15 protein-coding genes and 1 tRNA gene are annotated in these 18,797 nt (G+C 69.3%); 9 read left to right on the top strand and 7 right to left on the bottom strand.

Annotation, left to right across the window (positions count from 1 at the left end):
* Positions 1-122 precede the first annotated feature (122 nt).
* Both Voc01_RS47930 and sp36 read right to left on the bottom strand, forming a co-directional pair.
* Positions 123-581, bottom strand: a complete 459-nt coding sequence (locus tag Voc01_RS47930) for a RidA family protein (protein ID WP_203934471.1) — start codon at positions 579-581, stop codon at positions 123-125.
* The gene (sp36, locus tag Voc01_RS47935; RefSeq protein ID WP_203934472.1) at positions 574-744 is read right to left on the bottom strand and encodes a Sp36 family protein; all 171 of its coding nucleotides are present in this window, start codon (positions 742-744) and stop codon (positions 574-576) included. Before sp36 ends, Voc01_RS47930 begins: the two co-directional genes overlap by 8 nt.
* A 65-nt stretch (positions 745-809) precedes the next feature.
* On the opposite strand from sp36, the gene Voc01_RS47940 reads away from it, so the two are divergent.
* The 3 genes from Voc01_RS47940 to bagB all read left to right on the top strand — a co-directional run bounded on the left by Voc01_RS47940 (position 810) and on the right by bagB (position 4,015).
* Entirely contained in the window at positions 810-1,799 is a 990-nt protein-coding gene (locus Voc01_RS47940) for an Rv0361 family membrane protein (protein ID WP_203934473.1), read from the top strand.
* A gap of 20 nt (positions 1,800-1,819) precedes the next feature.
* Positions 1,820-2,797 (top strand): ATPase BagA, encoded by a 978-nt coding sequence (gene bagA, locus Voc01_RS47945; protein ID WP_203934474.1) that lies wholly within the window; start codon positions 1,820-1,822, stop codon positions 2,795-2,797.
* Between the two features lie 63 nt (positions 2,798-2,860).
* Positions 2,861-4,015, top strand: a complete 1,155-nt coding sequence (gene bagB, locus Voc01_RS47950; RefSeq protein WP_203934475.1) for an ArsA family ATPase — start codon at positions 2,861-2,863, stop codon at positions 4,013-4,015.
* A 27-nt stretch (positions 4,016-4,042) separates the two neighbouring features.
* On the opposite strand, the gene Voc01_RS47955 is transcribed toward bagB, so the two are convergent.
* A complete protein-coding gene (locus Voc01_RS47955; RefSeq protein ID WP_203934476.1) occupies positions 4,043-4,366 on the bottom strand; it encodes a WhiB family transcriptional regulator in 324 nt (107 codons plus the stop codon).
* 444 nt (positions 4,367-4,810) lie between these two features.
* Between Voc01_RS47955 and Voc01_RS47960 the strand changes: the two genes are divergently transcribed.
* Complete coding sequence (locus tag Voc01_RS47960; protein ID WP_203934477.1) at positions 4,811-7,276, top strand: penicillin-binding protein; 2,466 nt, start codon at positions 4,811-4,813, stop codon at positions 7,274-7,276.
* Positions 7,277-7,403: 127 nt separating this feature from the next.
* Here Voc01_RS47960 and Voc01_RS47965 read toward each other — a convergent pair whose 3' ends face one another.
* On the bottom strand, positions 7,404-7,859 hold the full coding sequence (locus tag Voc01_RS47965; protein WP_203934478.1) for a GatB/YqeY domain-containing protein: 456 nt from the start codon (positions 7,857-7,859) through the stop codon (positions 7,404-7,406).
* 63 nt (positions 7,860-7,922) lie between these two features.
* Here Voc01_RS47965 and Voc01_RS47970 point away from each other — a divergent pair, with 63 nt between their 5' ends.
* The 5 genes from Voc01_RS47970 (at position 7,923) to Voc01_RS47990 (ending at position 12,327) form a co-directional block, all read left to right on the top strand.
* Positions 7,923-8,795 (top strand): metallophosphoesterase, encoded by an 873-nt coding sequence (locus tag Voc01_RS47970; RefSeq protein ID WP_203934479.1) that lies wholly within the window; start codon positions 7,923-7,925, stop codon positions 8,793-8,795.
* A complete protein-coding gene (locus Voc01_RS47975; RefSeq protein ID WP_203934480.1) occupies positions 8,792-9,913 on the top strand; it encodes an alpha/beta hydrolase in 1,122 nt (373 codons plus the stop codon). The genes Voc01_RS47970 and Voc01_RS47975 overlap by 4 nt, the downstream gene beginning before the upstream one ends.
* A gap of 61 nt (positions 9,914-9,974) precedes the next feature.
* Positions 9,975-10,048: transfer RNA gene (locus Voc01_RS47980), tRNA-Pro, on the top strand.
* Positions 10,049-10,259: 211 nt separating this feature from the next.
* Positions 10,260-10,478, top strand: coding sequence for a hypothetical protein (locus Voc01_RS47985; RefSeq protein WP_203934481.1), 219 nt, complete (start codon positions 10,260-10,262; stop codon positions 10,476-10,478).
* Positions 10,479-10,530: 52 nt separating this feature from the next.
* Complete coding sequence (locus Voc01_RS47990; RefSeq protein ID WP_203934482.1) at positions 10,531-12,327, top strand: HEXXH motif domain-containing protein; 1,797 nt, start codon at positions 10,531-10,533, stop codon at positions 12,325-12,327.
* Positions 12,328-12,345: 18 nt separating this feature from the next.
* Here Voc01_RS47990 and fxsT read toward each other — a convergent pair whose 3' ends face one another.
* The 3 genes from fxsT to Voc01_RS48005 form a co-directional block, all read right to left on the bottom strand.
* Entirely contained in the window at positions 12,346-16,230 is a 3,885-nt protein-coding gene (gene fxsT, locus Voc01_RS47995) for an FxSxx-COOH system tetratricopeptide repeat protein (RefSeq protein WP_203934483.1), read from the bottom strand.
* Between the two features lie 70 nt (positions 16,231-16,300).
* Positions 16,301-17,785 (bottom strand): VMAP-C domain-containing protein, encoded by a 1,485-nt coding sequence (locus Voc01_RS48000; protein WP_203934484.1) that lies wholly within the window; start codon positions 17,783-17,785, stop codon positions 16,301-16,303.
* A gap of 242 nt (positions 17,786-18,027) precedes the next feature.
* Positions 18,028-18,762, bottom strand: a complete 735-nt coding sequence (locus Voc01_RS48005) for a 3-keto-5-aminohexanoate cleavage protein (RefSeq protein ID WP_203934485.1) — start codon at positions 18,760-18,762, stop codon at positions 18,028-18,030.
* Positions 18,763-18,797: the final 35 nt, after the last annotated feature.

The raw sequence follows: 18,797 nt of genomic DNA on the forward strand, positions 1-18,797 counted from the left end.
CCTGTGGCCCCCTGGAACGCCGATCTTGGCGGGTTCATGCGAGGTTCACGGCGCTTTGACCGGCTTTGTCGTCAGAAGAACTGCACGATCAACGACAGTCCGCTCTCAGCGAACCTCGAATCTCAGCGAACCTCGAAGATCGCCTCGACCTCGACCGGGACTCCACGGGGAAGCTCGGCCACGCCGACCGCGCTGCGGGCGTGCCGGCCGGCCTCACCGAAGACCTCGCCGAACAGCTCGCTCGCGCCGTTGATCACCGCCGGCTGGTCGGTGAACCCGGGCGCCGACGCGACGAAGCCGACCACCTTCACCACGCGCACCACGTTCGCCAACCCGACCAGATCGTCGACGGCGGCCAGCGCGCTCAACGCGCACCGGCGCGCCAGCGAGGCGGCCTCGTCGGTGGTGACCTCGGCACCGACCTTGCCGGTGGCGAGCACCTTGCCGTCGGCGATCGGCACCTGGCCCGACACGTAGACGTGGTTGCCGGTCTGCACCGCCGGCACGTACGCCGCCAGCGGCGCGGTGACCGGCGGCAGCTCCAGCCCGAGCTTGGCGAGCCGCGCGAACGGGTCAGTCATTGCCGGGACCCGGGAGCGGACGCTTGAAGTACGCGACCAGGTTCTCCGGGTTCGGACCCGGCACCACCTGGACGAGCTCCCAGCCGTCTTCGCCCCAGTTGTCGAGGATCTGCTTCGTGGCGTGCACCAGCAGCGGCACGGTGGCGTACTCCCACTTCTGCATAACCGTGACCCTATCGGGTGGGCCGGGGCCGATACGCTGACCCCCAGACGTTGCGAGGGGGACAAATGAGTACTCCACCCGGGTACCCGCCACCGGGCGACCCGTATGGCCAGCCACCTGGCCAACCGCCCACCTCAGGTGGGCCGTACCAGGGGTTCCCGCCGCAACAGCCGCCCCCGCAGCAGGCACAGCAGCCACCACAGCAGCCGCAGCCCGACCAGTTCGGCCAGCAGCCCGGCTTCGGGCAGCAGCCCGGGTACGGCCAGCCGACCTCGGCACCTCCGTCGTCGGGCGGGCCCTACGCACCGCCGCCGGGCGCTCCGTACAACCCGCCGCCCACGTCGGGCGTCCCGTACAACCCACCACCCACGTCGGGCGTCCCGTACACGCCGCCGCCGACCTCGGGCGTCCCCTATGGACCCGCACCGGGTGGCGCGCCGTTCGGGCAGCAGCCCTACGACCCGAACCAGCCCCAGAACCAGCCGCCGTTCGGGCAGCAGCCGTACGACCCCAACCAGGCGGCCTACCCGACGAGCGGCTTCCCGGCCGGCCCTCCGGGGTACGGCACCGACCCGACCGGCGCCTACCCGGGTGCCCCGGCGCCCGCCCGCAGCCGGCGCACGCTGCTGATCTCGCTGATCGCCGCGGTCGTCGTGGTGGTGCTCGTCGGTGGCGGCATCACCGCGTTCCTCGTGCTGGGCCGCGGCGGCGGCGACGGGCAGGCCAACCCGACGGCGGCCGCCAGCAACTTCCTCACCGCCGTGTACAAGGACAAGGACGCCACCAGGGCGAGCAAGTACGTCTGCGCCTCGGCGCGCGACGCCGACCAGATCAAGACGAAGGTCGACCAGGTCAAGGCGTACGCGCAGAAGTTCAACCGGGATCCGCAGTTCACCTGGGACGAGCCGAAGGTCGAGAAGTCCAACAAGGAGTCGGCCACCCTCGCCGTCACTGTGCGGTTCACCACCAGCGACGACCGCGCCGCCGAGGAGAAGCTGAGTATCACGGCGGTCAACGACGACGGCTGGTTGGTCTGCGAGGTCAAGACCGTCTGACGCGCACTACCGTTGGCGGCATGACTGGCAAGGGGCGCGGGGTCGGGTGGCCGGCCCGCCTGCACGTGGTCACGGGCAAGGGCGGCACGGGGAAGACCACCGTCGCCGCCGCGCTCGCGTTGGCTCTCGCCGCCGACGGTGGCCGCGTGCTGCTCGTCGAGGTCGAGGGGCGGCAGGGCATCGCCCCGCTGTTCGGCCTCGGCCCGCTGCCGTACCAGGAACGGCGGGTCGCCACCACGCCCGGCGGCGGTGAGGTCCGCGCGCTCGCGGTCGACGCCGAGGAGGCGTTGCTCGAGTACCTGGACATGTTCTACAAGCTGGGCGTCGCCGGCCGCGCGCTGCGCAAGGTCGGCGCGATCGACTTCGCCACGACGATCGCGCCCGGACTGCGCGACGTGCTGCTCACCGGCAAGGTCAAGGAGTCGGTGACCCGCACCGCCGACGGCCGGCGGTTCTACGACTCCGTGGTGCTCGACGCGCCACCCACCGGTCGGATCGGGCGGTTCCTGAACGTCACGGCCGAAACCGCCCGTCTCGCCAAGGTCGGGCCGATCAAGAACCAGAGCGAGGGGGTCGCCGCGATCCTGCGCTCCCCGATGACCACGGTGCACGTGGTGACGCTGCTGGAGGAGATGCCGGTCCAGGAGAGCGCCGACGCCATGGCGGAGCTCACGGAACTCGGCATCCCGCTCGGCCGGGTGATCGTCAACAACGCCCGGGAACCGGTGCTGGCCGGCGTGAAGATCACCGCCGCCGAGGTGAAGCGCGGGCTCGTCGCGGCCGGTCTGCCGGCCGACCGGGAGACCGTGGCCGGCCTGGTCGCCGAGGGCCGGGCGTATCAGACCCGGCTGGAGGTCGAGGCGGAGCTGCGGGCCGGGTTGGACACTCTCGGGCGTCCCGTGATCGAACTGCCCGCGCAGGCGGGCGGCGTGACCCGCGACGGCCTCGACCGGCTCGCGAAGCTGCTCCACGACGGCCTGTCCAAGGCAGTTACGTAAGAGACTCTGTGATGCGTCTCTTCGACCGAGCAGACCCGGTGATCTGACAGATACGCTCGGAACGTGGTTTCTGAAAGCCCGGTGAGTCCCGAGCTGGACCTCGACGTGATCCTCGGTGACCCGGGGATCCGCACCGTGGTCTGCTGCGGAGCCGGCGGTGTCGGCAAGACCACCACGGCCGCCGCGCTGGCGCTGCGTGCGGCCGAGAAGCACGGACGCAGCACCGTGGTGCTGACCATCGATCCGGCCCGGCGCCTCGCACAGAGCCTCGGGCTCACCGAGCTCGACAACACCCCGCGCCGTGTGGAGGGCGTCTCCGGCGACCTGCACGCGATGATGCTCGACATGAAGCGCACCTTCGACGAGGTGGTGCTCGCACACACCGACCCGAAGCGCGCCGAGGAGATCTTCGCCAACCCGTTCTACCAGGCCATGAGCTCCACGTTCTCCGGCACGCAGGAGTACATGGCGATGGAGAAGCTCGGCCAGCTGCGCGCCCGCGACCTGTGGGACCTGTGGGACCTGATCATCGTCGACACGCCGCCGTCACGGTCGGCCCTGGACTTCCTCGACGCGCCGGCCCGGCTGGGGCGGTTCCTCGACGGGCGGATGTTGCGCATGTTGCTTGCACCGGCGCGGGCCGGCGGTCGAAGCGTGTTCTCGCTGGTGTCGTCGTCGTTCAGTCTCGTGGGGCGCACGGTGACGAAGGTGCTCGGCACCCAGCTGCTGGCCGACCTCAGCGGGTTCGTCGCGGCGCTCGACTCGATGTTCGGCGGCTTCCGCGCCCGCGCGGAGCAGACCTACCGCGTGCTGCAGGACCGGGAGACCGCGTTCCTGCTGGTGGCGGCGCCCGAGCCCGACGCGGTCCGGGAGGCGGCGTACTTCGCCGGCCGGCTGGCGCAGGACGACATGCCCCTGGCGGGGCTGGTGGTGAACCGGATGACCACGGTGTCGGCGCCCGCACTGACGGCGTCCGACGCCCGCACGGCGGCCGACGAACTGGAGGCCGCCTCCGTCGGCGACGGGTCGGCCGCCTCTCCTGTGGCCGACCTGCTGCGGGTGCACGCGGCGCTCGCCGAGCAGGCCGAGCGCCAGGCCGCCGAGGCGGCCCGCTTCCAGCGCGAGTACCCCCACGTTCCGGTGGCGACCGCCGCCGCCCAGGCCGCGGACATCCACGACCTGGACGGACTCAGGCGCATCGGCGACGAACTCTGCTGATTCCCGTCGTCGCCGTACGGGTGAAACTTATACGGATCCGGCGTTGACCAGTTCCTTCTCTGTCAGGCTCTTGTCGAGGCCACGGTCACGCATCGCAGCCTCGAACGTACGACGCCAGCTCGTCACGCTGGGGTGACGCCGAAGCAGCGCCCGGCGTTCACGCTCCGTCATTCCGCCCCAGACCCCGAACTCGATCCGGTTGTCGAGCGCATCGGCCAGACACTCCATCCGCACCGGGCAGCTGCGGCAGATGCGCTTGGCGACGTTCTGCTCAGCGCCCTGCACGAACAGTGCGTCCGGATCTCCGTTCCGGCACGCAGCCAGGCTCGGCCAGTCGACGACCATGCTCATGCTCGCTAATCCCCCCTAGTACTCCCCCAAGTACGTCCAAGGCGTTCCCCCGACGAGATCACCTAAACCAGGACCGATCCCCCCGATCCCGGTCAAGTCACCCCGCACACTGCCCCGAACGGACGAAGCTGTCGGTCCAATGACTTCCGGCCCCGCAGGGCCATCATGCTCTGTAATCACTCGACTACGCAACGCTGTTGCACCAGGTTAACCGCCGTTTTCTCCTCCGCCAACCGTCGACGGAGGGTCATCCCGACGGTTGCGCAAGTTCCAGCCCTCCGGGTGATTGGCCGGTAAAGCCCGATTTCGGAGCCGGATGTGGCGGAGAATTGACTCCTGAGGACCAACCAACCGCCAGCGTCCGTGCGTCTATCCCAACGACGGGGCGTCCACTCAGGACGCGGCCTCGTCGTAGAGGTCACGTACCCTGGGGCGGTGAAGTGGATGCGCAATCGCGATCACAGCCTGCTTGCAAACGGAGCGTCGCTCCTTGTATGCGGGCTGCTCGCAGGCTTGGTGGTGGCAGCGGCGGCTTTCCCCGCCGTTGCAATGGGTGGTCTGGCAGCCAAGGCGGGCGCCGACACCTTCGACAGCCTGCCGACCGAGATCGACGTGCTCCCTTTGCCACAGAACACCGAGGTCTACGCCAACGACGGCACCACGCTGCTGGCCTACATGTACGACGAGAACCGTCGTGACGTGACGCTCGACCAGATGGCCGAGGTCGTGCGGCAGGCCATGGTGGCGTCGGAGGACTCGCGGTTCTACCAGCACAACGGCGTCGACATGAAGGGTGTGGCCCGCGCGTTCGTCAACAACCAGCGCGGCGGCAACACCCAGGGGGCGTCGACGCTCACCATGCAGTACGTGCGGCAGGTGGTCTCCTACTCGGCCAAGACGCCGTCGGAGGTGGTCGCCGCCACGGAGGACACCGGGCCACGCAAGATCGCCGAGATCAAGCGGGCGCTCGCGATCGAGAAGAAGCTCACCAAGGACCAGATCCTCGAGCGCTACCTCAACATCGCGTCCTTCGGCAACGGCGCCTACGGCGTCGACGCGGCGAGCAAGGTGTACTTCGGCAAGCCGGCGTCCGAGCTCACGCTCGGCGAGGCCTCGCTGATCGTCGGCCTGGTGAAGGCGCCGAGCGACTTCGACCCGGCCGACGACAAGAAGCGGCCCCGGGCGATCGAACGGCGCGACAACTACGTGCTGCCGCAGATGGTGAAGATGGGCTACATCACCCAGCAGCAGGCCGACGAGGCGAAGGCGACGAAGCTCAACTTCGTCAACAAGCGCACGCCGGAGGGCTGCACGCAGATCCAGCGGCCCGAACTCAACGCCGGCTACTTCTGCGACTACCTGATCCGCTGGTGGGGTGAGCAGGCGAAGTTCGGCAAGGACACCTACGAGCGGCAGAACAAGCTGCGGTCGGCCGGCTACAAGATCATCAGCTCGCTCGACCTGCAGGCCCAGGCCGCGTCGGTGAAGAGCATCAACGACGTCATGGCCAAGAAGGGTGGCAACAACACCACCGAGACCATGATGCTCACGGGTGTGGCGCCGGGATCCGGACGGGTCACGTCGATGGCGGTCAACCGGAACTTCAGCAACGACCAGTCGGTCAACGGGCCGAACTCGAACCCGGCGAAGAAGGGCCTCAAGGGCAACTGGCCGAACACCACCGTGCCGCTCCTGAGCGCCGGTGGTGACACCCAGGGCTACCAGGCCGGCTCGGTGTTCAAGATGTTCACCATCGTGGCCGCCCTGGAACGCGGCCTGCCGCTGGACTACCCGATCGACGCCAAGTCGCCGTACAAATCGAAGTACATCATCGACCGGGGCAGCCCGGCCGCCTGCCCGGGCACCCAGTTCTACTGCCCGGAGAACTCCGGCAAGAACGACGCCGGCGTCGTGAACATGTGGTCCGGCCTCGGCCGGTCGATCAACACCTACTTCGTGCCGCTGCAGGAGCAGATCGGCACCTCGAAGGTGGTCGACGTGGCCAAGCGGCTCGGCCTCACGTTCCACAACCAGCAGGACACCGACCTCGCCAAGAACGCCGACGAGTGGGGCGCCTACACGCTCGGCGTCACCGCGCAGACCCCGCTGGAGATGGCGAACGCCTACGCGACGCTGGCCGCCGACGGCAAGTACTGCAAGCCGACGCCGCTCCTCGAACTGCAGGACCTCCAGGGCAAGAAGCTGGAGGGCGGCGAGCCCGAGTGCCAGCAGGTCGTCGACCCCGACGTGGCCCGCGGCGCCGTCGACGCCGGCCGGTGCCCGCTGGGCGACCAGTCGGCCTACGGCAAGTGCACCAGTGGTACCGCGTCCGACACCAAGGGCAAGGTCAAGCACCCGGTGTTCGGCAAGACCGGCACCACCGACAAGGAGAAGTCGGCCACGATCATCATCTCCACGAAGTCGCTCACGATGGCCGGTTTCTACACCGACGCCGACTGGCCGCAGACCAACGAGCGCTTCGAGCACAATGGTGGCGTCAACCCGGCCGTGCAGAACGCGATGGCCGGCGCGATGCAGGGCAAGCCACAGCAGGGCTTCGAGAAACCCAGCCAGAAGATGGCCTTCGGTACCCGGGTGTCGATCCCGAACGTCAAGTGCAACTCGGTCTCCGACGCCCGCAGCAAGCTGCAGCGGGCCGGGTTCAGCGTGACGACCGGTCGGGAGGAGCCGTCCGACTGCCCGAAGGGCACCGTGGCGAAGACCTCGCCCGAGGGCAGCACGGTCAAGGGCGGCGTCGTGTCGATCATCGTGTCGTCGGGTCCCGGGGGCGCGAGCCCGGGCGCGGGCGGCGGCCGCGGTGGCGGCAACGCCGGCCCTGGCAACGGTGGCGGCAACGGCGGGGTCAACGGCCGGTGCGCCCAGCTGCCCTGGCTCTGCCCCGACGACTGATCAGCGGCAAGGTCGCCGGTGGCCCCTGTCCGCTCGCGGACAGGGGCCACCGGCGTTACCGGCTCACGGCGCGGGCGCGCGAAGCTGTCCGAGTGGCGCCGCCCCGTAGCGCGTCACCTCGAAAACGTCAGACCGAAAGCTGACGACGGACCTCAGCCGCGACGCGGCCGCCCTCGGCGCGACCGGCGACGGCGGCCTGGGCCGCCTTCATGGCGGGGCCCATGCTCTGCTTACCGCTGAAACCGCCGGCGGCGAGCGCCCCCGCGACCAGCTCGGCGATCTCCTCGTCGGAGAGCTGGGCGGGCAGGTAGCCGCTGAGCACCTCCTCCTCGGCGCGCTCCTTGGTGGCCAGCGCGTCACGACCGGCGTCGGCGAACGCGGCCGCCGCCTCGCGGCGCTTCTTCGCCTCCTTCGTGAGCACGCCGAGCACCTCGTCGTCGGTGAGCTCGCGGGCCGCCTTGCCGCTGACCTCCGCCGCCTTCACGGCGGTGAGCGCCATGCGGAGCGTCGACGTGACGAGCTCGTCGCGGGCCTTCATCGCGGCGCGGAGATCCGTCTCCAGTCGCGCCTTCATCGTGGACATGGCCGGAAAAGTACCGTCGGGGAGGCGACGATGGCGAGCCGGTTTGAAAGCTAATCTTGGCGGATGCGCTTTCGTACGTTGGCTGCCGGCACCATCGGGCTCGGCCTCGGCGTGGCCGCGTACGCGAGCCTGGTGGAACGCAACTGGTACCGGCTGCGGCGGGTCGTGGTGCCGGTGCTGCCCGACGGCGCGTTCCCGCTGCGCGTCCTGCACATCAGCGACCTGCACATGACGCCCTACCAGCGCCGCAAGCAGCGCTGGGTCGCCGAGCTGGCCTCGTTGGAACCCGATCTGGTGATCGTCACGGGCGACAACCTGGCGCACGTCGACGCCGTACCGGCGGCGCTGCGGGCCTTCGAGCCGCTGTTCCAGTTCCCCGGCGCGTTCGTGTTCGGCTCGAACGACTACTTCGGTCCGGTGCTGAAGAACCCGTTGGGGTACCTCCGCCGCGACCGCGAGCACATCGAGGGCCCGCCGCTGCCGACGGAGGAACTCCGCGCGGGGCTGGTGTCCGCCGGCTGGCTCGAGCTCAACAACGCCCGCGGTTTTCTCAAAGCGGGTGGACGCGCGATCGAGCTGGTCGGCGTCGACGACCCCCACATCGGCCGCGACCGGTACTTCTCCGCGCCGCTCGACCAGGGCGCCGACCTGCACCTCGGGGTCACCCACTCGCCCGAGCCGCGGGTGCTCGACCCGATGGTCGACGACGGCCTCGACCTGATCCTGGCCGGCCATACCCACGGCGGGCAGGTCTGTGTGCCGTTCTACGGCGCGCTCACCACCAACTGCGAGCTTCCGCGCCGGATGGCCCGCGGGCTGCACCGGTACGGCGACGCCTGGCTGCACGTCAGCGCCGGGTTGGGAACGCACCCCACGGCACCGGTGCGGTTCGCGTGCCCGCCCGAGGTCTCGATCCTGACGCTGGTGCCGGCGTGACAGCCGACGCGCTGCCGTTACGGCGGTGGCCCCGGCGCGTGGGCTACGGCCTGGCGTTCGGGGCGGCCGGGTTGGCGGTGCTGCTGCCGTCCGGAACGGCGGGTGCGGGGCTGTTCTTCGCCACCCAGGTGCTGACGCCGGCGCGGTGGTATCCGCTGGTGGTGCGGTCTGTCGTCGATTCGGAGGTCGAGCTCACCCGTACCGAGGACACCGAGCGGTCGATGCCGCTCGGCCTGGCCTGGCGGGGCGGGCACGCCGTCCTCGGCGACGTGGTGCGGGTCGAGCGGAACACCGTGGTGCGGCGGGTCACGTCGGTGGTGCGGGGGTCGCTGCGGGCCGGTCTCCGGGCGTACACGAGCGGCTCTGTGTTCGAGGGCGACCCGCAGTCGGTGCACGGCCTGCCGTTCACGTCGGTGTTCGTTCCGGGTGAGCTGGGTCACTATCCGGCCTGGGTGCTGCCCGGGTCGGACACGTGGGTCATCGGGGTGCACGGCCGGGGCGCCAGCCGGGTGGAGGCGCTGCGCGTCCTGCCCACGCTGGCGGCGACCGGCGTCACCACGATGGTGATCTCCTACCGCAACGACCTGGGTGCGCCCGCCAGCCCCGACAGCTACTACCACCTGGGTGCCACCGAGTGGCAGGACCTCGTGGCGGCCTGCGCCTACGCCCGTTCCGCCGGCGCGCGGCGCATCGTGCTGTACGGCTGGTCGATGGGTGGGGCGGTCGTCCTGAACGCCCTGCGGAACGAGGCGGTGCCCGACGTGGCCGGCCTGATCCTCGACTGCCCCGTCGTCGACTGGACCGCCACCCTGCGGATGCAGGCCGCCCAACGCCGCCTGCCCGGCGCTCTGACCTGGTCGGCGATCCGGCTGGTCGAGCAGCGGATCGGCGTCCGCCTGGCCGACCTGGACTTCTCCTCCTTCCGGCCGGCCGTGCCCACCCTCGTCTTCCTGGACGGCGACGATCGGGTGGTCGACCCCGCACCCACGCGCTCGTTCGCTCAGGGCGCCGGCGCCCGCCTGGTGGAGACCACCGGCGGCGGGCATGTGCGCTCGTGGAACGTGGATGCCGGGCGGTACGAGCGGGAGCTGACGGGGTTCCTGTCCGCCCTGGGTTGAGCCTCGCCGGGGTATCGAGTTTGACCGGCGGAGGGGGTGGGCTAGTATTGCTCGGCACGCTCGGGGTGTGGCGCAGCTTGGTAGCGCGCTTCGTTCGGGACGAAGAGGTCGTCGGTTCGAATCCGGCCACCCCGACAGAGCGAGTAATGCAGTGAGTAGCAGGTTGGGCCCTGCCACCTATGGTGGCGGGGCCCAGTCGCTTTCTGCCCACCTGAACCCGGTGACGACATCCGACAGATCGCAGATCGTGAATCTTTAGGCAGTGGCCGACGGTAACACTACCGTCTCAGTCCAATGATGAGGAATGATGGAACTACCGCTGCCCAGTATCGAAAGGCTGCTTCGGATGGATCACACCCCGACCGGTATCGAGTCTGAACTGCTCGATCTGTCGAATTCCGACGTGGCGACGCTGCGCTCCATCAGGGGAGGCAGCATCGACGCGGCCATCGATCGGGTTCGAGCGACAGTCACGGATGCCGAAGGACGCATCAGCGGATACAACGGATCATTCTCGGACCGGATGCGGCCGACCGGGTCAGAATCAGAGGACCGTGCCGGGTGACCAACAGCCGACAGGTTCGGCACACATCATTGACCCAGACCACTTTCATGCCTTGGCAACGGGAGCCGGCGACCAGCGGGTGATCGCGGAGTTGTGGCGGTCGGAACGTAGCTGGCGGCTCACCGCACTGTTGACGGTCGTCAACGCCTGCGCCGGCCGTGAAGAAGCCACCGGCCCTCTCGCACCGATCGACGAGACCTGGAGTCTGCTCGTCGAGGCATTCCGGGCTCATCCAGACGTCACCGAGGACGTCCTGTCCCGCCCACAGGTCGGTATCTGGGCAGCGCACACGCTCGCACGGCTCGAAGAGAGCAGTCCGACCGGCCCCGAACCGCTCTGGGCCGACGTCGGATACCTGCACTCGTTGGTAGCGGCGATCGCCGTCCGGGCCGGCGTCCCCTTCGAACTCGACGTTCCGGTACGTGGCGGCACGGCCGTCCTGCCCACCGTTGGCGCTGCCACCTTCCCTCCCGGCACCACGCGCGCTCGCGTTCGTGCGGCCGACGGCCGGGCCACCCTGATGGCCGGAGACGTCACGGTGCCGGTCGGCGCGAGAGACGGGTGGCATCCGTCGATCACCGTCACGGTCGACCGGCATGACGTGCCATTGCGGGTCGAACTGCTCGACCGCGACACGTACCGCGCCCTGCGCGGCCCGTCGCAGCCACGGACCATCGACAGAGCGGAAGTTTCGCACTGGCGGCGCCTGCTCGGCGACGCGTGGGACGTCCTCGTGCGGGAACAGCCGGACCGGGCCAGGTCGATCGCACAGAGCTTCCGGATGCTGGCGCCGGAACCGGCCGAGGAACGGTTCCGTCAGCACTCCGCGTCGGGCGCCGAAGCGTTCGGCGGAATGCTGGTGTCGGTGCCCGACGACGCCGTCCAGTTGGCGGCGACTCTGGTTCACGAGACCCAGCACCACAAGCTCCACGCCCTGACGCATCTGCTGACCCTGACGCTCGACGACCCCTCGGTGCGCTACTACGCCCCGTGGAGAGACGATCCCAGGCCGGTGGCCGGGCTCCTTCAGGGTGCGTACGCCTTCGCGGGAATCGCCGGCTTCTGGCGCATCCATCGCCGACACGCGTCACCCACGGATGCACCGCTGGCTCACGTCGAGTTCGCCCTGTGGCGGCGCCAGACGCACCTGGTGCTACGCACGCTCGCCGGATGCGGCCGGCTGACCGAGCACGGCGAGCGGTTCGTCGCGACGCTTGTCTCCGAGGTCGAGGGCTACCTGGGCGAGTCCGTCCCGGTTGCCGAGCGGGCCGCGGCCGACGCGATCGCCGACGACCACTGGGCGATGTGGCGAAGCCACAACCTCAGGCTGTCCGAGCCGGTCGCGGCGGGCCTCTCGGCGGCCTGGCGGCGCGGCAGGGAACCGGTGATCCCGCCCGCCGAAGGCGGCTCCGACCCGCCGCGTGCGATCGTCGAGCCCGGTCGGATCTGGTTCGACGGCCGGGCCGTGCTCACGCGCTACCGACACGGTGCCGCAGCGGAGTTCGCCGCCCTGCGGGCGGACCCTGCCCGGGTGGGCCGTCAGGTGGCCGGTGCCACCGGGGCCGACCTTGATCTGGTCGGAGGCGATCCGGAGGCGGCCGCCCTCGGCTACCTCGACGAACTGGCCCGCGACCCGACCAGCGTCCACGGCTGGGTCGGGCTCGGACTGGCCCACTCCGACCCGGGCGGCCCGGTTGCCCGGGCGCTTCTCGGACGCCCCGAACTGGTGCTGACCGTGGCACGGCGGGAGGGTGCGGCTGATCCCCTTGCGTTGGCTGCCTGGATCGGCCGTGCGTTGACCGACGACGACGTGCGTGAGGCCGGCCCGGCGGGCTGGTCGGTGACCTGACCCGCCGGGAGCCTCCGACTAGAGCAGCAGCGGGTCGATGTCGCAGTTCGCCCGGACGCCGGCGGCCGCCGCCCGGGAAGCGGGGTGCGCTTCGCCGAGGATCTGGCGGAACTTGTGGATGGTGTCTTCGAACAGGCCACTGGCCTCTCCGGTGCGCTTCAGCGCGCGGAGGTCCATCGCGTGGTTGGCCGCACACGCCAGCGTGGTGGGGTGCCGGTCACCGAGTCCGTCACGGTCGAGGCAGCGGCGGAGCGTCTCCCGGTCGAGCGCCTCGGCCTGCTCGTACTCACCCAGTTCGTAGTGGTCGCTGGCGAGGTTGATCCGCGCGGACAGGACGAGCGCGTGCGACTCGCCGAGCCGATCGACCAAACGCCGCAGCGCCTGCTCGTTCAGCGTGCGGGCATGCTCCGCCTCGTTGAGCAGCCGCAGGGTGACCGCCAGGTCGACCTGCGATCCCGCGGTGTGCGGGTGCTCCTCGCCGTACAGCTGACGCAGACCGGCTACCGCTTCCTCGCCGTACTCGCGCGCGGTCCGCAGGTCTCCGGTCACCCGCTGGTCGATCGAGAGCGTCAGGGTGGCGAGAACCGTGGCGGGGTGGTTGTCGCCGTACCGCAGGCGATAGCGGTGCCGCACGTCGCTGGACAGGTTCAACGCACCGACGTGGTCGCCCGCCTTGCGCCGGAAGCTCGCCAGGCTGTGGCTCCACCCGAGGACGTCGGGGTGGTCCTCGTAGCGCAGCACGCGGCGCGCGGTGGCCACCACGTTCTCCTGGCTCACGTGCGCGGCGACATAGTCGCCCAGCTCGCGGCGGTCGAGGTTGACACCGTGCAGGCTGTCGAGCGTGTCGCGGTGTTCGGCTCCCAGGATCTGCACGAACCGCCGATGCGTCTGCTCGTCGAGGCGTAGCGCCTGGCCGAACAGGCTCGACAACCGCATGCTGACGCCGAGGTTGTGGGCCGCCCGCAGTGTGAACGGATCGTCGTCTCCGAACCGCCGCCTCGACTGCTCGTACACCGACCGCGACAGTTCGAGGGCGCCCGTGAAGTCGCCGGCCACCCGGTGATCCGCGCCGACCGCGCCGACCGCGTACAGCGTCTGCTCCTGGTCGTCGCCGATGGTCTCGCGGTAGAGCTCCAGGGTCCGGGCGTTCAACTCGGCCGCGGCGGCGTAGTCGCCGACGACGAAGTGCATGAAGCCCAGGTGAGCCGCCATGCCCAGGGTGTCGCGTCCGGCCTCCTTGCCGTCTGCCGACCACGCGTTGTACGCACGCTGGGCAAGATCACGGGCACCCACGTGGTCGCCCCAGCGCCACAGGTACTTCGTCTCGTTCAGCACCATGTCCCGCACGAGTTCGTCGGGACATTCCTCCGCCTCCGAGGCGACCAGGTGCGGGTACAGCTCCGCGTACCGGGACCACTGTTCGGCTTCGTCGGGCTGGCTCGGGTCGTTGCCGGCGAGCAGCAGGTGCGCGCCGTGCTTCATCGCGTTCCGGTCTTCGGGGTCCATCTGTGAGATGAGCACCCGCTGCACCAGCCGGTGCATCTGGAACGAGTTGTTCCGGTGGTCGATGCGGGCGAGCGACAACCGCCCGAAGTTTCGGATGGCGTTACGGAGGCGGTCGGGATTTCGGATCAACCGGTCGAGGGTGTCGTGGATCCGGAGGCCACGCGGCCGTGACAGGAGCACCGTGCTGATCGGCTCTGGGGCGAAGAACGCGCACACCTGCAACAGGCGCAGGGCGTCGGGGTCTCGGTCACGCAGGCCGTTGAGCGAGACGTTCCAAGCCGCGGCAACCAGTTCCGGGTAGTCCTGATCGGTGCGGGGTACGTCGTCACCCAGCTCCGGTCTGCTGTTCTGAAGCAGTTCGAGATAGTTCTCGGCAGACATTTCCGTCTCCGCGCGCCACGCCGCCGCGAGCTCGATCGCCAACGGCAGGTCGCCGAGCGCCGCAGCCAACCGGTCGGCGTTCTCGGCACCCAGTTCGGGGCCACGCCCGCGGAGCATCTCGATGCTCTCGTCGCGGTCGAAGACGTTGACCGGCAAGCTGTTGGCGATTTCGCGCCACTGCTCGTTGCGGGACGTCACGACGATGCTTCCCGCGCCGCCCTTCGGGAAGAACCGCTCGACCTCGGCGGGCTGCTCCGCGTTGTCGAACACCAGCAACCAGTTCGACACCGGTCGCCCCACGCGCAGCGCCTCGAGCACGGCCGGTACCGCGGTGTTCGCCGTCGACGGCACCTCCAGGCCCAACCTGGCCGCCAGGTCGCCGAGCGCCGACTGGATCTGAACCGGCCGCTCCGCCGGGATCCACCAGATCAGGTCGAAGTCCTGTTCGTGCTTGTAGACGTACTCAACGACGAGTGCCGATTTGCCGACCCCGCCCCGACCGTGGACGGCCTCCGGGAGGACCGCCGTCGTGCCGACACCGAGCCGTTGATGCAACTCGTCGAGCAGGTCCTGACGACCGGTGAAGTCGGGGTTGCGGGGTGGCACACCACCGACGATCGTTGCCGGCCGGGGCGCACCGACTTCAGCGCTTTCTGTCCTATCGGCTGTCGTCGTCACTGCGCCTCCTCCCGGCTGGCGGTCGTATGGGAGCCCGCCAGTCGACGGGCGCGTTGACGCCTCGGGCGAGCCCGCAGAGCGCAGTATTTCAGACATAGGGGACTCCGCGCGGGGGTTGGAATAAGTTCGTTGCGGTGGGATCGGTGATCCGATTGCTCGACTCAGAAGCTCGGCCGCGATGAGGTTCGCTCCACCCAGTGACAGGTGCACTGCGAACTCGACGCGCAAAAAGGGTTCGGTGGCCGGCGAAACCCGGGGGTACGTGGTGCTCCCCGGTTCCTTGATGCGTTGTGTCAGGCCACGGATCACCTCGACGTCACGCCCGAGCTCGCCTTCCACAACGTGTTGCACCTCGATGGTGCGGTCGCGGTATCCGAGTTCGAGCAGTTGTTCGCGCACTCCTGGAACGAAGTCGAACAGGATCCGCGTGTCACCCGGGCCACCGCTGTCATGGATCACCTGACGGACAAGGTCGCTGGTGAGGACCTCGGTCAGTTCCAGTGCCTTCGCCCGCGGCACGGTTCGCGGCAACGCGCGCAGCATCCGGCCGTTCAGAGGCGCCGCCGCAAGCCGGGTCGCAAGGGTGAAGGCCGCGGGCGACGCGAACGCGCGGAACCGGGCGACCAGGTCGGCGGTACCGAAGTGCCCGGATACCGGTTCCGGCTTGCGATCGCCGACGGATACGAGCACTGCGGGCAGATCGACCGGCCTGGCCGACGAGCCCGTCGTGAGCCGGGTCCACCGCTCCAACCAGTTGAGTCCCCGCTCCAGTACGGGAACCGCCTCGACCGGCGCGTCGTCTCGACGCTCGACGAAACGGAGGTCGAGGCCGATCACCCGCCAGGACGACCGGTTACCGGGCTGTTCCCATTCGACCTCCGTGGTCGCCATTCCGCTGCGGTGCCAGGCCTGCTGCGGAAGAAGGTTCACGACCGCAACCGGCGCGGCCGCCGCCCACGACGCCAGAACGGGTTGCACCAAGCCGTTTCGCCATATGGCCGAACGACCGTGCGTCACCAGGAAGATGACTTGCTGCCGCGTCGCATCGAGAATGTCGTCGGGTCGACGTGAAGCGTGTCCCGGCTCGGTGCCCACCATGGGGCCGTCGCGTCCGTCGGCCGACATCCACCTCAGGTGGACGTCGCGGAAACCGAGGTCAGCGCTGAGGGTCTCGGCGAACGTGGCGATCTCTTCAGACCAGAACTCCATGACCGGCGTGTCGTCGATGACGACGATGGCTTCGGAGTTCCGCCAGACGGAATCGCCTGGTGGCGCGGCTGTGTGCTGAGGCGGGATAGATGTCGACTGATTCATCGGCGACCGGTCGCCCATCCGCATCCGGGCACCGCGGAACCGGGCTGTGACCAGCCGCGCGAGCTATCGGCTTGTCCTCGGTGGCCGTTGCCGGTCATGTGTGGACCTTTCCCGTAGCCCGTCCGGGTTGACGCTCCGGGTCATCCCACAGGACCACGAGGTCGTGGCCGATGTGAGGGTCACTGTCACCAGGGTCTTCACTCCAAGCGACTTGCCTTAACTTTGCGGCATGTTTGGGTAGTTCCGCTAGTCCTGACGCTGACTCTCCGTCATCGATCATTGACTTTATAGTCTCGCATAGTTCGTCCGACACCGATGCCCCGGCGCGGTGCCACACGATCGCAGGGAACCCCGACCGGAGGCCGGCGCGGACCTCCTGCTGCCCGACGCTGTTCAGCGTCGGCGGTTCGCTGAGCACGAGCACGACCGCACCCGCCTTTCCCCTCAGAATTGCCTCGAGCTGAACAGCACCATGATTGCCAGTGGCGCAGTAGAGACGATCTTCTTTGTCCGACGGATCGAGCAGCCGCTGCCAACGGCCCCTCCACACCCGATGCCACTCCACCGCCCTGATGCGTTCCAGACTTCGGACCACCAGTGGGTACTCCATCGCCAACGGGCTCGGCACGTCTGAGTCGAGTTCCTTACGCCACCGGTCGACCGGCTCGTTCAACAGCTGCCACGGCAGCACGAACTCGATCGTCACGTCGCCGACCCGGTCGGCCCACCGCCGCTCGGTCTCCAGCACGATCTCGTCGACAGCCGACTCCAGATCGTCGTACCTGACGTAGCGGTCGTCGCCGGGAATCGGCTTCCACTCCGGCGATGCCCATTGGTACCAGTGGGAGACGATGAACGTGTCGTCTTCGCCGCCGTACTTCTCGAATTGAATGACCAGATAGGCGGTGTGGCGGTCGTCGATGCCCACGAACGGCCGCGACCGCGTGGCGTGCAGCCGGTCGGTCGCACCCCATTCGGCAGCCAGCGAGTTGACGAGCGCGGGCAGCTCGGTGGACGACGAACCCATGAGGATCAACCTGTCCAGCAGCAGCAGCCACGGCGGCAGACCTTCGACCGGGTTCGTCGAGGACAGGTAGGCGAACAGATGCCAGACGTGCTCGCAATGCTGGGGAACCGGTTCACCCCGCATGTCGTGTACGAACTGCCGCAGGCCCGGCGTGATCCGCAGCGCGGCCAGCTCCGTCCGCAGCCACTCGAGGTCACGGTCCTGGAACTGGTCGGCCACCTGCCAACGGTCAGCGGCGCGGAGGATCTCGACGGTCTGGATGCTGCCCGGCTCCAGGACCTCGATGCATTCCGCCAACGCCCGCAGCGCCCCGGTCCGTTCGATGCATACGTTGATCAGCGACACGAGCTGCGGACGCAGCACCGCGACCTCGCGTACCGGAAGGTCACCACGGAGCGAGTCGCGCAGCATGTCGTAGAGCACCCGGCGGCTGTCCGGGTCGCGGATGATCGGCGACGTCTCCAGCAGTGTCGCGATCTCGTCTATGAACCGGCGGCGTTCCTCTGCTACCGCAGTCGGATCGCGCCGGGACAGGTCACGCCCTTCCCGCATATGCCCGTGCACCGGCGCAGTAGTCGGCCACACGAGAGGCTGCCACCGCAGAAAACATGAGGTCAGCGTGGGACCGCGGGCAGTCGCCCACCGTATCGGCGACGGAGACCTCCGGTGACATGCAGCCATGCTAGGAGTACGCTGCTCGACTCCCGGCACCGGGCTACCCGAGAGCGGATGTGATCTAGACCACACGACCCCGTAAGGGGCCGGCTTTGTCCACAGTGGACTGACCGACACATTCAGACGCGCAACTGCTCCAGTGCCGCAAGCCTCACGAGGTGAGCGTTGTCGTTCACCGACGTCCCGTCGGGCGCGGTCAGGACGTCCTCCAACCCGATGCGGGTGGGCAGACCCAGCCGGGCCGCGTGACGGATCAATGCCCAACACGCGGAGTTCTCGCCATGCAGGAGCCTGGGCGCCGAGGAGTTCGCGGCATCGAGGGCGGCCAGCACCGCATCCGCCTCGGCCACGGCGTTCTCGGCGGGCGCGTCGATGATCTCGACCAGAACCCGCAGGACGCTGGCACGGCCCAGGGCGAGGGCGTCGGCCACCGACCAGACGCCCGCTTCCACGGCGATGCCGGCCGCCCGCAGCACCGTCGCCAACTCCGCGAAGCCCGGCTCCGACAGGTTCACCGACGCGAAGTCCGGGCGGGCGGAGGGTGGCAGCGTGGCCCACCGCCCCACCTCGGTCGACCGCCGGTCGGGGTCGCCGGCCGCGATCCAGAGCCCCGTCGACACACCCACCGGCATTCCGGGGACGGCCGCCCGGATCGCGGTCACAGCGGCTCCCACGGCGCCGGCGTCCAAGGTTTCCAGGCCGTCTCCGTCGCGCGGGTGGACGTGGACCGCGGCGGCACCCGCTGCCGCCGTCGCCGCCGCGGCCGTGGCCAGTTGTGCGGGCGTGAGCGGCACCGCCGGGTGCTCGTCGGGCCGCCGGGCCCCGTTGAGGCACGCCTTGATCCACCAGGTCATAGGGGCAGCGTAAGGGCTGCGTAGGGGCATTGACG

The organism is Virgisporangium ochraceum (assembly GCF_016863655.1).
GTDB lineage: Bacteria > Actinomycetota > Actinomycetes > Mycobacteriales > Micromonosporaceae > Virgisporangium > Virgisporangium ochraceum.

Excerpts from the sequence above, each read along its gene's own strand:
- sp36 (WP_203934472.1), bottom strand. The coding sequence starts at position 744 with ATGCAGAAGTGGGAGTACGCCACCGTGCCGCTGCTGGTGCACGCCACG.
- fxsT (WP_203934483.1), bottom strand. The coding sequence starts at position 16,230 with ATGCGGATGGGCGACCGGTCGCCGATGAATCAGTCGACATCTATCCCG.
- bagA (WP_203934474.1), top strand. The coding sequence starts at position 1,820 with ATGACTGGCAAGGGGCGCGGGGTCGGGTGGCCGGCCCGCCTGCACGTG.
- Voc01_RS47960 (WP_203934477.1), top strand. The coding sequence starts at position 4,811 with ATGCGCAATCGCGATCACAGCCTGCTTGCAAACGGAGCGTCGCTCCTT.
- Voc01_RS47930 (WP_203934471.1), bottom strand. The coding sequence starts at position 581 with ATGACTGACCCGTTCGCGCGGCTCGCCAAGCTCGGGCTGGAGCTGCCG.
- Voc01_RS48005 (WP_203934485.1), bottom strand. The coding sequence starts at position 18,762 with ATGACCTGGTGGATCAAGGCGTGCCTCAACGGGGCCCGGCGGCCCGAC.
- Voc01_RS47940 (WP_203934473.1), top strand. The coding sequence starts at position 810 with ATGAGTACTCCACCCGGGTACCCGCCACCGGGCGACCCGTATGGCCAG.
- Voc01_RS47970 (WP_203934479.1), top strand. The coding sequence starts at position 7,923 with ATGCGCTTTCGTACGTTGGCTGCCGGCACCATCGGGCTCGGCCTCGGC.
- Voc01_RS47985 (WP_203934481.1), top strand. The coding sequence starts at position 10,260 with ATGGATCACACCCCGACCGGTATCGAGTCTGAACTGCTCGATCTGTCG.
- Voc01_RS48000 (WP_203934484.1), bottom strand. The coding sequence starts at position 17,785 with ATGCGGGAAGGGCGTGACCTGTCCCGGCGCGATCCGACTGCGGTAGCA.
- Voc01_RS47965 (WP_203934478.1), bottom strand. The coding sequence starts at position 7,859 with ATGTCCACGATGAAGGCGCGACTGGAGACGGATCTCCGCGCCGCGATG.
- Voc01_RS47955 (WP_203934476.1), bottom strand. The coding sequence starts at position 4,366 with ATGAGCATGGTCGTCGACTGGCCGAGCCTGGCTGCGTGCCGGAACGGA.